Origin of the sequence: Bifidobacterium sp. H6bp9 (genome assembly GCF_032193695.1) — a bacterium.
In the GTDB taxonomy this organism is placed as follows: domain Bacteria; phylum Actinomycetota; class Actinomycetes; order Actinomycetales; family Bifidobacteriaceae; genus Bombiscardovia; species Bombiscardovia kimbladii.
In genome coordinates this window covers 166,383-180,558 of record NZ_JASTZY010000003.1, presented here as the reverse complement: position 1 = coordinate 180,558, position 14,176 = coordinate 166,383, and the positions used below count along the sequence as shown (strand labels likewise).

Below are 14,176 nucleotides of genomic sequence, written 5' to 3'. Positions count from 1 at the left end.
GGTCCTCGTCGCTGTCGTCATCCCTGAATCCGCTTCCTTTCCGCCATATTCATGCCATATCTCAGGACCCGTCCGTGGCCGCCTTCACGTCCGGCTGAGTCCGAATCATCTGCAGGGCCACCCCTGCCGAAGCCAGGCAGGAGATCAGGGCGGTCCCTCCAGCCGACACGAAGGGCAGTGGCAGGCCGATGACCGGCAACAGGCCCAGAACCACGCAGATGTTGACCAGGGCTTGACCCACCAGCCATACATCCAGGCAGATCAGCACCATGCCCGCATACCGGTTCCTGGTGGTCAGGGCGATCCTCAGCATGCACCAGCCCATGACCACGAAGACCAGAATAAGCATGGCCGCCCCTACAAAGCCCAGCTCCTCGCCGATGACAGCGAAGATGAAGTCATTGTGCGCCTCAGGCAGGTAGTTCCACTTCTCCCTGGAGTTGCCCAGCCCGACCCCGGTCAGGCCCCCCGAGGCCATGGCATACAGTCCGTGGATGGACTGGTAGCAGACACCCTGAATGTCATCCGCCGAGCACTTGCCATAGGCGGCCATGATCCGCTGGGTCCGGTTGCTGTTGCCATAGACCGAGAAGCCGATGACCGCCGCCATCCCCAGGACTGCCAGGCTGAGCAGCCAGCGCAGGGGGAAGCCCGAGACCAGGAAGGCCACGAAGCCGATGATGACGATGATCATGGCCGTTCCCAGATCCTTGCCCAGCATGATCAGCAAGAAACTGACTAGAAAGCCGGCGGCCGGCCTGGCATAGGCCTTTGCCTGGCTCTTCAAGTCGGAATCCTTGCCAGCCTGCCGTTGGGCTTCGATCAGGGCCTGGGGCAGCCACAGGCACAGGGCCAGTTTGAGCAGCTCGGCCGGCTGCATGGAGATGCCCCCCACCGAGATCCAGCCCTCATTGCCGTTGGCAGACCGCCCCAGGGGAGTACGCGTCAGCAGCTGAATACCCTGGCTGACAATCAGAAACCCGGTACTCCAGCTCCGGTAGCGGTCGATGCTGATCCTCACGGCCAAAAGGGCCAGCAACAGCCCCACCACGGCGTATATGCTCTGACGAATAACCTGGCTCCAGGGAGAGCTGCCCTGGGCCACCAGATCCACAGCCGAGGAGGAAAAGACCATCATCAGGCCGAAAACCGTGGTGGCGACGACCGTGGCCAAAAAGCCGTAGTAGCACCAGAGCGGGTTGAGAATGGCCCGCCAGCCCCGGTAGTCCCCCTTGCCGCCAGCCCCGCGGGAGGGAGCCTTGTGCGGATCAGTGTCGCGCTTCATGCTCGTGGACCCACTGTTCGGCCTGCTGGGCAAACTGGTCACCCCGGTCGGCATAGGAGGCGAACTGATCCATGGAGGCGCAGGCGGGGGCCAGCAGAACCACCTGGCCGGGCTTTGCATAGGAGCCGGCTGCACGGACGGCCCGGGCCATAACCTGATCGCCGGCACCAGGGTCGATCAGGGTAACCGGCAGATCGGGCGCCTGGTCCTTGATGGCCTGGGCCATGGGCTGCTGATCCCGGCCGATGATCACGGCTGCAGCCAGCTTGGACCTGCGGGACCGGACCAGATCGTCAAAGCGGGCGCCCTTGGCCAACCCGCCGGCCAGCCAGACCACCTGGCCGTCATGGTAGCTGGCCAGGGAGGCCTCGGCGGCATGGGCGTTGGTGGCCTTGGAGTCGTCGACAAAACGGATGGCCTGCGAACCCTGGCCCAGGGTGGCCACCGTACTGATCCTGTGGTCGCCAGGGGTGAAAGCACGCATGGCTTCGATGGCCGCGTCGACCTTGGCCCCAGCACCCAGGACCAGAGCCAGGGCGCAGAGGGCATCAGCCAGCAGATGGGGGTAGACCGTGCCGTCAGGCTCGCACAGATCCGTCAGGTCGACCACCCGGACCAGCCTGACGCCCTCCTCAAAGTCATGACCGGTCAATCTGCTGCGGTCTATGACCCAGCCATCCTCTACGCCCAACTGCCCAGGCTCGGGCCGACCCAGGGTGAAGCCCACACGTCGGCAGCCTGGGGCTGGCTGCGCCTGCCTGGCCAGTTCAGAGACCCGGGAGTCGTCAGCGTTGTAGACCAGGGCCTTGCGCACGCCCCGGTAGATGCGCGCCTTGTCGGCCGCATAGGCCTCAAAGCCACCGTGCCAGTCCAGGTGGTCGTCGGCCAGATTGGTGATGGCCGCGCACTCCAGGGTCGGCGAAAAAGTGAAGTGCAGCTGGAAGGAGCTCAGCTCTACGCAGAGCATGTCGTTGTCGGAGTCCAGAACGGCTGTGGAGACGGCCTTGCCGATGTTGCCCACCGCAGGGGCCGTGAACCCGCTGGCCTGCATCATGGCGGCGACCATCCTGGTGGTCGATGTCTTGCCATTGGTGCCGGTGATTCCGATCCAGGGGGCTGGCCGGCCGGTCCGGGCTGCGGGCACCCGCAACATCCAGGCCATCTCCACTTCGCTGACCACAGGGATGCCCCGACGCTGCGCCTCAAGGATAAATGGGGTGCGCGGATTGAAGACGGGCGAGGCCATGACCAGGTCCACCTGGCTCCAGTCCACCTGGTCGAAGTCATGAAGATCGGCCTGCGGGGCGCGCTGGTCCACAGTGATCACCCCGGCCGCCCGGCCTCGCAGGGCTGCGGCCACGCTCCGTCCGGAAATGCCCAGCCCGGCGACCAGTACACGCTTCTGGCTCAAGTCCATATCCATGAACACCTCATTCCGCTAGCTCCGGCATCTGCTTGGCATGATACCGGCTGCCGAAGTCCGGTACCGTGAATGGACGCGCTCAGATGGGCAGCCCGGAGCGGACCACCCAGTCTGCATAGAAGCAGACCAGGGCCAGCAGGACGAAGATCAGGTCCACCATCCAGAACCGGACAACCACCTTGGACTCCTGCCAACCCATCAGCTCGAAGTGGTGGTGGATGGGCGCCATCTTGAAGACCCGCTTGTGGGTGAGCTTGAAGTAGCCCACCTGGATGACGTCGGAGGCGGCCTCCCCCACGAAGAGCCCGCCCAGGATGACTGCCAGAAGCTCGGTATGAGTAGCGATGGACAGGGCTGCGAAGAGCCCGCCCAGGGCCAAGGATCCAGTGTCTCCCATGAAGATGGAGGCCGGATTGGTGTTGTACCAGAGGAAGCCGAAGCAGGCCACGGCCGCGCAGCAGGCGATGATGGCCAGGTCCAGGGGGTCGGAGACCGCGTAGGCATGGCCGGGATGGCTGCCGCCCTTCAAGTGGTAGCTTTCCCAGAAGGCGATGACCGTGTAACCCACGAAGGCGATCATGGAGGAGCCTGAAGCCAGCCCGTCAAGGCCGTCAGTCAGGTTGACCGCATTGCTCCAGGCCGTCATCAGCAGATTGACCCAGATGATGAACAGCACCACGGACAGGACGCTGCCTGCCATTCTGAAGTCGATGATGGGCTGCTCCACGAAGGAGATGCCCGCCTGGGCGCTGGGGTAGCCGTTCTTGGTGGGCAGCTTCAGAGCCAGCACCGCGTAGATGGTGGCCAGTATGAACTGGCCGATGAACTTGGCCCTGACCGACAGGCCTAGGTTCTGCTTCTTGCGCACCTTGGCGAAGTCGTCGATGAAGCCCAGGAAGCCCATGGAGAGCATGGCGAACAGCACCAGCATGGCCGACAGGGACACGGATTCCCCCCGCGACAGGTAGCGGTAGAGCGCCGAGGCTGCCCAACCCAGCAGGATGGCCAGGTTGATGATCAGCCCGCCCATGGTCGGGGTGCCGCGCTTGACCAGGTGAGACTTGGGCCCATCCTGGCGGATGTACTGGCCGTAGTGCAGACGGTGGACCAGCCGTATCAGCAGGGGGGTGCCTGCCAGCGTCACCACCAGGGCGACCAGGATTCCGATGATGAGGGCAATCACAGTGTGTACTCCAACTCTTGGATTCTGTCCTTGAACGTTCTACCCCGCTGTGGGGATGCCAGCAGATTCATGGCTCAGCCCTGCCACCGGTCGGCCAGACCGGACAGGCCGGACATGTGCGAGCCCTTGAGCAGGACAAGATTTTGCCGGTCAGGATGCTTGACGCATAGGCGGCGAACCATCTGATCGGCCTGGTCAGCATCCTGGGCGAAGAGGACGCGCATGGCCCCAGGCTGTTCCTCGCTCCGACCAGATAGGCCGCCAGCGCCACGGACAAGGGCATGAACCAACCCGTCCATCTGCTGATCCCGGCAGCCCACCGCGACCAATGCATCAATGCCCAACCGACGGCAGTAGGCGCCGATCTCCTGGTGCAGCCGCTCCCCTTGGCCGCCCAGCTCAAGCATGACCCCCAGGACAGCTATCCGATAGACCGGGCCATCGCATCCCTTCCAGGCGGCCAGGGCGTCCAGACCAGCCCGCACGGAGTCGGGATTGGCGTTGAAGGAATCATCGATCAGCGTGAAGGAGGCATCCGGCAGCCGGACCGAAGACAGGGCCATCCGATGCGGGCTTATTTGCCGCTGTCGACCCAGCTCATCGGCGATGCGTTCTGCGTCCAGACCCAGAGCGTGGGCTACCGTGGCGGCAGCCAGGGCGTTCATGACATTGTGCCGCCCCGGGATGCCCAGACGCAACCGCACTGGTTGCTGGCCAGGCAGACGCAGCTCGAAGGCCGGCCTGTCCAGGCTGTCGCTGTCAAGGTAGCGAGCCGAGCCGTCCAGGCTGCGGTCCTGACCGCCGTCCTCAGCGGCCATGCCAAACCGCAGAACAGGCCCAGAGGCCAGATCAGCCATGGCAGCCACCCGGGAATCGTCTGCGTTGAGCACGGCGGTCCCGCCCGGCACCAGGCCTTGCACGATCTCGCTCTTGGCCTGGGCGATGCGATCCACGGAGCCGAATTCGCCCAGGTGGGCCACTCCCACCTTGAGGACCAGAGCCATGTCCGGGGGAACCATTGTGGTCAGCCGGGCGATCTCACCCAGGTGGTTGGCACCCATCTCGGCCACCAGATACCGGGTGTCAGGCCCCACCTCCAAGGCTGTCAGAGGAAGGCCGATCTCGTTGTTGAAAGACCCGACAGGGGCCACCACCGGACCAAGGAGTGCCAGCAGAGAGGACAGCAGATCCTTGGTGGTGGTCTTGCCGACGGATCCGGTGATGCCAATCACCGTAAAGGGTTCTGACGCTGCGCGCCGACGGTCTATGCTGGCCCGGGCCAGCAGCCCCAAGGCGTCAACCGTATCGTCCACAAGAATCTGGGGCAGGTCAGCGCCCGGAACGAGATGGTCGACCAAAGCCGCCCGGCAGCCCTTGGCTCCCAAGCCGGGAACATAGTCATGGCCATCCACGTGCTCGCCCTTGATGGCTACGAAGAGTCCATCGGGCTTGGCCTGACGGGAGTCGGTCACCACCCGCATGCGCTCGGACCGCCGGTCAGGTTCACGACCAGGACCGACTTCAACCAGCCGACCGTGCACATATTCGACGACCTCTTCCAGGGTCATGGGCATGGACCCGGCCCCTACAGACTGACTCATCCTCACCTCTCAGGACATTTCGCGGGAGACGCGCAGGGCGCTCCTGATGTTGTTGCGTTTGACGCCGGCGGCCATGGTCATGGCGATGCACAGGGACAGGTCGTCGCTCTGTGCATCGGCGGGCAGGGACTGCCGGGCCAGCCCGTCGGATTCCTCGTTGCGCCGGGCTACGATGGTGTGCCCGCCCAGGCTGAACCCATATCGGCGGGCCCTGGAGATCAGTCGTACGTGCCGCATATCGCGCGTGGAGCCCTCCTGGGCGCCCAGGGCCACTACATCCAGATCCACCGCCTGCAGGGCATCCCTGGCCAGGGTCTGTTCGTCCACGGAGATGACCACGGCGGCCGCCCCGTCCTCCAGGGCGATGGACAGACTGCGTTGCACATCGAACATGCTCAGGGGATATTCCAGGTCCAGTCGCCGGTCCAGCGAGTACGAACCCTTGGAGCTGAGAATGCCGACGGGATTGCCCAGCACGTGCAGGAAGTCGGCCAAGAGATCCACCTGCTCCTGCACCTGGGAACCGACCAGGGCGAAGACGGCCAGGGCTCCCGAAGGGTCCCCTGCGGCGTTGGACAGCAGCTGGCCCATCTGCCAGGCGTGCATGGTGCCGAAGAGCAGGGGTATGCGGGCTCGTCCCACCTGTTGACGGGCCGAGGTCGGCAGCAGGGCTGCGTAGGCCCCTCGACGCTCGGCCTCCTCGATCATGCCCTGGTCCACCTGCTGGTCTGCTGGCACATACAGACTGCCGGGCCGCACTGAGGGCAGGTCGTCCACCAGTGAGGTCACCGTAACTGGTTCAGCGAAATCGGGGACCAGGGTCAGCCCGTAGCGTCCTTTGAGCTGCCCCAGGGTCAACCGTCGGGAGATTGATTCACTCAGCGCACTCATGCTGCAATCTCTCCTTCGTCCGGGAACGCCATGATGCCTGCCGGTATCACCATGTTACCGGGATAGCATCGGTTCTGGGCCCAGACGTGGGGACCTGGTATTTCTGCATAAGGAATTCACCGATCTGAGCGAAGATGGGGCCGGCGGTGATGCTGCCGAAAACGCCATCGCTGCTGTGGGGATTCTTCAGGACTACGGTGACAACATAATGGGGGTCGTCAGCAGGCAGGATGCCCACCCAGTCGCTGATGATGCCGCCCAGGCCGCCCGAGCTGTCGGCCACCTCGGCAGTGCCGGTCTTGGAGGCCACCCGATAGCCATCCACCTTGGCTGTATTCTGGTACTTTTCAGCCACCGACTCCATGCCGTTCATGACCGTAGCCGCCACCTTCTCGTCCACTACCCTCACCCGGTTGGCGTTGACGGCATCCTGGCCGCGGATGATGGTCTGGTCGGCCCGGACCCCCTTATTGGCCAGGGTGGCGATGACGTTGGTCAGCTGGATGGCGTTGGTGGCGTAGCCCTGGCCGAACAATACCGTGTTGCGCGTGCGTCGGTCCCAGGTCTGAGGCGAAGTCAGCAGGCCCTTGGACTCCCCCGGCAGGCCCAGGGACGAGGCCTGGCCGATGCCAAAGCGGGTCAGATAGTCGTAGCGCTTCTGATCCGGGTAGTGTTCGCCGGCCATGACCATGCCCACGTTGGAGGAGTTCTGCAGAATGCCAGCAAGGGTCCAGTGCTCGGCTGGATGGTCGAAGGCATCCTTGTACTGCTGGTTGTCCACGGTGATGTGGTCGGGCACAGTGAAGCGGTCGCTCATGGAGTGCACCTGCTCCTGAAGCATGCCGGAGATAGAGATGGTCTTGCCGATGGAGCCGGGCTCGAAGGTCTCCGCCACCGCCCGCGAGGAGTTGACCTTGGCCTGGTCGCTGCCAGCCTGGTAATCGTCAGTGTCGGCCAGGGCCAGGATCTCGTTGGTGCGGGTGTCCTGGACGACGGCCAGGGCCCAGTCGGCATGAAAGCGCTGGCAGCCCGACTTGAGGGCCTGACGGACGTACCACTGAACGTCCTGATCAACGGTCAGGGTCACATCCTTGCCGTTGACCGGATTGCGCTGACGGGTCACGGTTCCGGGGATCTCCTGGCCAAGCATCCCCTGCTGGTAGACCGTGTAGCCGTCAGAGCCGGTCAGCTGCCGATTCTCCATCTGCTCGATCCCGGCCACGCCCTTGCCGCTGTCGTCGATGCCCCCGATCAGGGCTCCCATCAGATCCGCATGAGGATAGGTGCGTTCGCTGCTCAGCTCTGCCGTGATGATCCCCTGCAGCCCCAGCTTGTCGATGGAGCGCTTGACCTCGGGAGTCACCCGCTTGGCCAAGACCACGTACCGTCCGGGGACGCTGAGTTTGCCGCCCAGCTCCATGGCGTTCATTCCCAGGGCCGGCGCCAGGAGGCGGGCCACGCCGGCAGCACCGTCAGCGCCCACCGGGTGGCCTTTGATGCTGTGGCAGTCGCTGCCTGTGCGCTTGGTGCAGTTGACAGGTATGAAGGAGGCGGCCGCTTCGGGGTCACCGATGATGTTGTACCGCTCCAGGCTCTGGGCCAGCACGCGGCCATTGACGTCCAGGATGCGGCCACGCTGGGCCTTGATGGTATGCGGCACGGTGCGGCCCGCCGCAGCGGCTTGGGCCATGGACCTTCCGTCGAAGAGCTGGATATAGGCCAGCTTGCCCAGGGCCAGGGCGGCCACCAGGACCAGGATCAGGCCCACAGACAGCGAACGCTTGCAGAAGGAGAGGTGCCAGGAGCGCTTGGTTCCCTTGCCGCTCATGGATGCCCCGCCTTGCCCTGGGCATCCTGAGGGGGCTTGTAGCCCTGCAGATCGATGGAGTTCAGGCCCTGCTGAGGCTGCATGCCCAACTGCTGGGCCCTGTCCGGCAGGGAGGCCTGGAGCTGGTCGAGCTTGTTCTGGTCATCCTGGACGTCCTGGTTGAGATTGCTGATCTCATGCTGGATCTGGGTAGCTTCGAAGGAGTCCTGGACCATCTGGGTGCGCAGCATCAGGGAACCGAACATGCAGACAGCCAGAAAAACCACGGAGGCCATGATCCGCAGCAGGGGGTTGCCGCGGGTGCGCGTCCAGCCAATCAGACGCCTGGCCCCCTCAGCCACTGGGCCTCGTTCGGGATGGCGGTCCTTGCCTGGCTTGCCCGTGCCCTTGATCAGACTGAGCTCAGGCCTGGTGGGCATCTCCTGAATGCGGGGATGGCCCTTGTCCGCAGACGCCTTGGAACGGACTGAACGTGCTGGCATGGTCATGACCGGCGCCTCGATTCCGAACCATGGCCGACGCGGCGATGACGACCATCCGAGCCCTCACCACGGGCCTCGGCCTGAAGCCGATGACGACGCTCCTCGGGGATGGCTCCGATCATCTCCACGGCCCGCAGGCGCACTGAAGCCGATCTTGGGTTGCGTTCCCGCTCGGCCGCGTCGGCCTTAATGGCCCCATGAGTCAGATCCGATAGATAGGGGCGGGCCTGATCGGGCACCACCGGCATGCCCGCCGGCAGGTCCACGTGCAGCCCTGGCGCCATGAAGCGCTTGACCATGCGGTCTTCCAGAGAATGGTAGGACTCCACAATCAGACGGCCCCCCTGAGCCAGCCGCAGCATGGCCTGGGGCAGGGTGCGCCTCAAACGATCCAACTCCCCGTTGACCTCGATGCGCAGGGCCTGGAAAACCCTCTTGGCCGGATTGCCCGGCGGACGGTGACCGCGCGGCACTGCCCTGTCGACCAGACGGTCCAGCTGGGCCGATGTGGTCAGCGGCTGCTCCTGCCTGGCCTCGACGATGGCCCGAGCGATGCGTCCTGCATAGCGTTCCTCCCCATACCGGGAGAAGATGTCAGCCAGCCGGGCCTGGTCGTACTCGGCCAGGACCTGCGCGGCCGTCAGCTCCTGGCTGGTATCCATGCGCATGTCCAGCGGGGCATCCTGACGGTAGGTGAATCCCCTGTCGCGCTGGTCGATCTGCAGAGAAGACAATCCCAGATCCATGAAAACCAGGTCCACTTGCCCCAGGCCCAGGGCATCAAGCTGCTGGTCCAGCTGATCAAAGGGGGCGTGAACCGGCGTGAAGCGGTCGGCCAGACCCTCGTCGCGCATCCGGCCAGTGGCCAGATCCAGGGCCTGGCTGTCCCTATCTATACCAATAAGACGGGCCTCAGGGCAGGACTTGAGGAAGGCGGTGGCGTGACCAGCCAGGCCCAGCGTGCAATCCACAGCCACGGCCCCCGGGTTCTCCAAGGCGGGTTGAGCCAGCGCAAGGCAGCGTTCCAGCAGTACGGGACGGTGGACCCTGCCGCTGTCCACGGCCTCCTGGTCGGGAGGATTGCGATCTGACATCAGGGCCTCCATCAGCAATCCACCGCCGGAAGAACATCATCGGCAATGTCGGCGTAGCCCTGCTCCTTGCTCTCCAGGTAGGCAGTCCAGGAATCCTGATCCCAGATCTCAGCACGGGTGCCCACGCCGATGACCACGACGGGGCCCGTCAGCCGTGCATATGAGCGCAGCATGGGCGGAACCAGGATGCGGCCCTGCTTGTCGGGGACCTGGTCGACGGCGCCGGAGAGAAATACGCGCAGGTAGTCCCTGGCCGACTTGTCGCCCATGGAGGTGTGCTGGATGCGCACGGCCATCCGTCGAAATTCCTCGGTGGGCAGCAGGCTGACGCAACGTTCCTGGCCACGGGCCATGACCAGGCCCTGACCCAGCTGGGCGCGGAACTTGGCGGGCAGAGCCAGGCGGCCCTTGGAATCCATCTTGGGGGTGTAGGTGCCCAGAAGCATGGGCGGCAGGGAAGGCGAGGCGGCATCTGCGTCGTATGTATCGGCCATGCCCCACCTCCAATGCCAGTTTGGTAACCATGGGACGGCCCCATCGGGTAGCGTCCCCTACGCAGTGCTCCCCACTTTACCCCACTTATCCCCATTGCTCACCACCTTGACACCACTTCAGGCCCAAATCCAACCATTCGCCTCACCGACGGGTTTGCCTCGGCGTTTCGCCACCCGGCAAGGAGGGCGCGGCCAGGGGTCAGATGGACCGAAAAAATGTAGAGGTCGAGCGGTATATTGGATCATCCGATTTTGAACATTCCACAGAACGGACACACATGTCGAGCTATTCCTCACAGCTGCATGAAGAGCAGACGGCGGTGGACAGGGCCTACGGCCGTCTGGACGAGCTGCGGGCACAGGCCAGGACCAGACTGGACGCGGTTCGGGCCGCCGGCTCCCACGGTTCCCCCACGCAGCGTACCGAGCGGGATTCCTTCGCCAACATGTATGAGGACCGGCTCACCCAGCTGCGGGCCGTAGAGGACCGGCTGGTCTTCGGCCGACTGGATACAGCCCAGGGCGGCCGGCGATATATCGGGCGACTGGGCCTGCTGGACAGCAATCACGAGCCAATCCTGACCGACTGGCGTGCCGAGGCCGCACGCCCCTTCTACGAGGCCACCCCGGCGGATCACGGCGACATCGTCATGCGTAGGCACATCACCCTCAACTTCCGCCAGGTCACCGGCATCGAGGATGAGGTTCTGGACCTGTCGGCCCCTGAAGTGGACAAGGCGGCCCAGGGCGGCACCCTGGCCGGCGAGGGCGCGCTCATGGCATCCCTGTCCAGCCGCCGCACTGGGCAGATGACCGACATCGTGGCCACCATCCAGGCTGAACAGGACCGGATCATCCGCTCCCCCATGACCCGTCCGCTGGTGGTCCAGGGCGGACCGGGCACCGGCAAGACGGCCGTGGCTCTGCACCGGGCGGCTTATCTGCTCTACACTCACCGGCGTCGACTGGAGAGTTCAGGCGTGCTGATCGTCGGGCCCAGCAACGCCTTCCTGCACTACATCGACCAGGTTCTGCCCTCCCTGGGCGAGACAGGAGTGCTCAGCCGCACCATGGGCGACCTCATCCCCGGCATCAGCACCGACCGCCAGGAGGACCCGCACGTGGCCCGGCTCAAGGGGGACATCCGCATGGCCGAGGCTGTAGCCAACGCCGTCGCCTCACGTGAGCGGGTGCCTGCCTCCCTGCCCACGGTCAAGGTGGATGGGGTGGCCGTCCCCATGCTGGCGGTCGACCTGGAACAGGCCCTGATCGATGCCCGACGCAGCCACCAGCCCCACAACAAAGCCAGGAACACCTTTGTGCGCTCGGCCCTGAACGCCATGACCGCCCGCTATGCCGAAGGGGTGGACTATCAGCCCGGAGCCGAGGAACTCGCCCGGGTCACCTCCCTGCTGCGGCTGAACGACCAGGTGCGGAGGACTCTCAACCTGGCCTGGCTGCCCATGAACCCCCGCTGGCTGGTCAACGACCTCTGGTCCAGGCCGGACCGTCTACGCCGGTTCGCCCCCTGGCTGACTCCTGAACAGATTAATCTGCTGACCCGCCAGGATGGCGCCGAACTGACCGTATCCGACATCCCCATCCTGGACGAGGCCATGGAGCTGCTGGGCCCCGACCCACGCCAGGCGGACCGCGAACAGGCTGAAAAGGCCCGTCGCGATGAGGAACGGCGGTTTGCCAGCGACACCTTGGCCCAGAATGGCATCGGCACAGGGATCGTGACCTCCCAGATGCTGTTGGATTCCATCAACGGTCAGGACGAGAACCAGGCAGCCACCCAGGCGGCCGCCGACCGTGAATGGGTCTACGGGCACATCGTGGTTGACGAGGCCCAGGAACTGACGGCCATGGACTGGAGGATGCTGATCCGGCGGTGCCCCTCCCGATCCTTCACCATCGTCGGGGACGTGGCCCAGACCGCAGCCCTGGGCGGCACCCGGTCCTGGGCCTCCACCATGGATGCGCTTTTCGGACCGGATGGTTGGGACCTGCGACAGCTGACCATCGACTATCGCAACCCTCGTCAGGTATCCAACCTGGCCTCCTCCTTCGCAGCCTCCGAAGGTCTTGAAGTTTCAACGCTCAAGGCCGTGCGAGAGGTGGAAGGCTCGGTCAGCCGCCTGCGGGCAGAGGATCAAGCAAGCCTGTTGGACCAGCTGCCTGACCTGGTAAGCGAGCTGGCAAAACGTCATCTGGGCAAGGACGGCACCGGACGCCTGGCCATTATCGTTCCTGGCGCCCTGGAAGCCGAAGTAATCTCACGGCTGCATATGGACAAGGCTCAGGAGCACCAGATCACGGTCACGACCACCGGTCACACCAAGGGCCTGGAGTTCGATGCCGTGGTTCTGGTTGAGCCTGGAGCTATTCAGGATGAAGCCCCTTCCAGGCTGAGCGCGGCGGCTGACCTCTATGTGGCCATGACGCGACCGACACAGGAGCTGGTCATCGCCCAGACTTCCGGGGATCACAGGCTGCTGGACCTGGGATGAAGTGCCTAGGTGCCAGGCCTACATCGTGCCTGGCGCCCCCGTTCGCTTCCAAACACAGTCCGATCTCGTCACAAGCCAGCCCAGTCGCACACTGACGAAAGCTGCTGGCCTGTTGCTGTCAGAATGGCCGATGCCAGAATAGCCAATTCTAGGACTGCTGAATTGCAGACTGGTCTTCGGCAGACTGGTCTTCGGCGCGCAAGGTGTCGATGGCCTGCTGGAAGTCCTCCAGGTTGCTGAAGTTGCGGTAGACCGAGGCGAAGCGCAGATAGGCCACTTCGTCCAACTCCCTGAGAGGCTTCAGGATGGCCCTGCCGACCTCTTCCGAATCCACCTGAGCCAGGCCGCGTGAGCGCAGATCCTCTTCAACCTGCTGGCCCAGGAGTTTCAGGTCATTCTCGTCGATGGGCCTGCCTTGGCAGGCCTTCCTCACGCCAGCAATGACCTTGTCGCGGTTGAAGGGCTCGGCATTGCCCGAGCGTTTCATGACCAAGAGGATCGAGGTCTCCACCGTGGTGAACCGACGCGAGCATTGCGGACACTCACGGCGGCGTCTGATGGCATGGCCGTCGTCGCTGATTCGCGTATCCACAACCTTGGTATCGGGATTCTGGCAGAAAGGACAGTGCATATGCAATATCATAGCGCCAAAGAATCTCAAGACCCACGTATACCGGGCCTATCAGCGTATAACACTGGACAAACTCCTCGAATTCAGCTACTGCCTTCATCCAAACGACAGGTCATTGAGGCCCCGTCGTGCATCTTCAGGATCTAAAGCCGATGCCTCACTCGTCGCTGGGAATCAGAATTCGGTCCCCGACGCGCAGGTTGGGTGAGGACATATTGTTGATCCGCATGATGCGGTCTACGTTCTTGGTGACATCCTCGCCTTGCGGGGTGATTGCGGCCGCATAGGACCAGACATTGTCGCCCGGACGAACTGTTCTGGTGACGACTTCCTGTGGTCCTGGAGCGGAGCTGGCCGGACGAGCCATCCATCCGAACCCAACCAGGGTCAAAGCTCCGACAGCCAGGAAAACCGCGATTCTGCGCACGACGACACCCGCAAACCCCTGATCAGGCAGACAGGCATTGACAACTCTGCGAAGACGAGCCAAGACGGACGAGAACACAGAACGCACATAGGCCAGGCAGACCGAAAACAGGTTCGTCGGCGCAGACATGCGGGAACCGGCACAGGTACGGACAACCATGGCACACCTCTTTCGAACATTTGTTCTATCGAACAGATGTTCTCATTCTGGCACCGCGACGGTTATTTGGCAAGACTGATTCGAACATTTGTTTGATTTTTCACTTCAGGCAGGTTAGACTGAGTTCAGTTTCCAAGGAAAGGAGCCCATCGTGAGTACCATCCC

At 63.9% G+C, this 14,176-nt stretch carries 12 protein-coding genes; 1 reads left to right on the top strand and 11 read right to left on the bottom strand.

Going from position 1 to position 14,176, the window contains the following annotated elements; translation table 11 throughout:
- Nucleotides 1-61: 61 nt before the first annotated feature.
- From QRX40_RS05735 to mraZ, 9 genes are all read right to left on the bottom strand, one after another.
- On the bottom strand, nt 62-1,285 hold the full coding sequence (locus tag QRX40_RS05735) for a putative peptidoglycan glycosyltransferase FtsW (RefSeq protein ID WP_313836927.1): 1,224 nt from the start codon (nt 1,283-1,285) through the stop codon (nt 62-64).
- On the bottom strand, nt 1,269-2,708 hold the full coding sequence (gene murD, locus QRX40_RS05730; RefSeq protein ID WP_313836926.1) for a UDP-N-acetylmuramoyl-L-alanine--D-glutamate ligase: 1,440 nt from the start codon (nt 2,706-2,708) through the stop codon (nt 1,269-1,271). The genes QRX40_RS05735 and murD overlap by 17 nt, the downstream gene beginning before the upstream one ends.
- 79 nt (nt 2,709-2,787) lie before the next feature.
- The gene (mraY, locus tag QRX40_RS05725; RefSeq protein WP_045924096.1) at nt 2,788-3,891 is read right to left on the bottom strand and encodes a phospho-N-acetylmuramoyl-pentapeptide-transferase; all 1,104 of its coding nucleotides are present in this window, start codon (nt 3,889-3,891) and stop codon (nt 2,788-2,790) included.
- 74 nt (nt 3,892-3,965) lie between these two features.
- Nucleotides 3,966-5,492 carry a UDP-N-acetylmuramoyl-tripeptide--D-alanyl-D-alanine ligase gene (gene murF, locus QRX40_RS05720; RefSeq protein ID WP_313836924.1) on the bottom strand — a complete coding sequence of 509 codons (1,527 nt, stop codon included), beginning with the start codon at nt 5,490-5,492 and terminating at the stop codon, nt 3,966-3,968.
- A gap of 9 nt (nt 5,493-5,501) precedes the next feature.
- Nucleotides 5,502-6,383, bottom strand: a complete 882-nt coding sequence (locus QRX40_RS05715) for a UDP-N-acetylmuramyl peptide synthase (protein WP_306221908.1) — start codon at nt 6,381-6,383, stop codon at nt 5,502-5,504.
- 46 nt (nt 6,384-6,429) lie between these two features.
- Nucleotides 6,430-8,211: a penicillin-binding protein 2 gene (locus tag QRX40_RS05710; protein WP_313836921.1), complete on the bottom strand. Its 1,782-nt coding sequence runs from the start codon at nt 8,209-8,211 to the stop codon at nt 6,430-6,432.
- Nucleotides 8,208-8,699 (bottom strand): hypothetical protein, encoded by a 492-nt coding sequence (locus QRX40_RS05705; RefSeq protein ID WP_313836919.1) that lies wholly within the window; start codon nt 8,697-8,699, stop codon nt 8,208-8,210. Before QRX40_RS05705 ends, QRX40_RS05710 begins: the two co-directional genes overlap by 4 nt.
- Nucleotides 8,696-9,787 carry a 16S rRNA (cytosine(1402)-N(4))-methyltransferase RsmH gene (gene rsmH, locus QRX40_RS05700; protein WP_313836918.1) on the bottom strand — a complete coding sequence of 364 codons (1,092 nt, stop codon included), beginning with the start codon at nt 9,785-9,787 and terminating at the stop codon, nt 8,696-8,698. Before rsmH ends, QRX40_RS05705 begins: the two co-directional genes overlap by 4 nt.
- A gap of 11 nt (nt 9,788-9,798) precedes the next feature.
- Entirely contained in the window at nt 9,799-10,281 is a 483-nt protein-coding gene (gene mraZ, locus QRX40_RS05695; protein ID WP_306221903.1) for a division/cell wall cluster transcriptional repressor MraZ, read from the bottom strand.
- Nucleotides 10,282-10,559: 278 nt separating this feature from the next.
- On the opposite strand from mraZ, the gene QRX40_RS05690 reads away from it, so the two are divergent.
- Nucleotides 10,560-12,794 carry a UvrD-helicase domain-containing protein gene (locus tag QRX40_RS05690; protein WP_313836915.1) on the top strand — a complete coding sequence of 745 codons (2,235 nt, stop codon included), beginning with the start codon at nt 10,560-10,562 and terminating at the stop codon, nt 12,792-12,794.
- A 148-nt stretch (nt 12,795-12,942) separates the two neighbouring features.
- On the opposite strand, the gene nrdR is transcribed toward QRX40_RS05690, so the two are convergent.
- Both nrdR and QRX40_RS05680 read right to left on the bottom strand, forming a co-directional pair.
- Entirely contained in the window at nt 12,943-13,425 is a 483-nt protein-coding gene (gene nrdR, locus QRX40_RS05685; RefSeq protein WP_313836914.1) for a transcriptional regulator NrdR, read from the bottom strand.
- A 157-nt stretch (nt 13,426-13,582) separates the two neighbouring features.
- A complete protein-coding gene (locus tag QRX40_RS05680; RefSeq protein ID WP_313836912.1) occupies nt 13,583-14,011 on the bottom strand; it encodes a LysM peptidoglycan-binding domain-containing protein in 429 nt (142 codons plus the stop codon).
- Between the last annotated feature and the right edge of the window lie 165 nt (nt 14,012-14,176).

Bases quoted from the DNA above. Each gene is read 5' to 3' on its own strand.
- QRX40_RS05735 (WP_313836927.1), bottom strand. From the start codon at position 1,285: ATGAAGCGCGACACTGATCCGCACAAGGCTCCCTCCCGCGGGGCTGGC.
- murD (WP_313836926.1), bottom strand. From the start codon at position 2,708: ATGGATATGGACTTGAGCCAGAAGCGTGTACTGGTCGCCGGGCTGGGC.
- murF (WP_313836924.1), bottom strand. From the start codon at position 5,492: ATGAGTCAGTCTGTAGGGGCCGGGTCCATGCCCATGACCCTGGAAGAG.
- QRX40_RS05715 (WP_306221908.1), bottom strand. From the start codon at position 6,383: ATGAGTGCGCTGAGTGAATCAATCTCCCGACGGTTGACCCTGGGGCAG.
- QRX40_RS05710 (WP_313836921.1), bottom strand. From the start codon at position 8,211: ATGAGCGGCAAGGGAACCAAGCGCTCCTGGCACCTCTCCTTCTGCAAG.
- QRX40_RS05705 (WP_313836919.1), bottom strand. From the start codon at position 8,699: ATGACCATGCCAGCACGTTCAGTCCGTTCCAAGGCGTCTGCGGACAAG.
- rsmH (WP_313836918.1), bottom strand. From the start codon at position 9,787: ATGTCAGATCGCAATCCTCCCGACCAGGAGGCCGTGGACAGCGGCAGG.
- mraZ (WP_306221903.1), bottom strand. From the start codon at position 10,281: ATGGCCGATACATACGACGCAGATGCCGCCTCGCCTTCCCTGCCGCCC.
- QRX40_RS05690 (WP_313836915.1), top strand. From the start codon at position 10,560: ATGTCGAGCTATTCCTCACAGCTGCATGAAGAGCAGACGGCGGTGGAC.
- nrdR (WP_313836914.1), bottom strand. From the start codon at position 13,425: ATGCACTGTCCTTTCTGCCAGAATCCCGATACCAAGGTTGTGGATACG.
- QRX40_RS05680 (WP_313836912.1), bottom strand. From the start codon at position 14,011: ATGGTTGTCCGTACCTGTGCCGGTTCCCGCATGTCTGCGCCGACGAAC.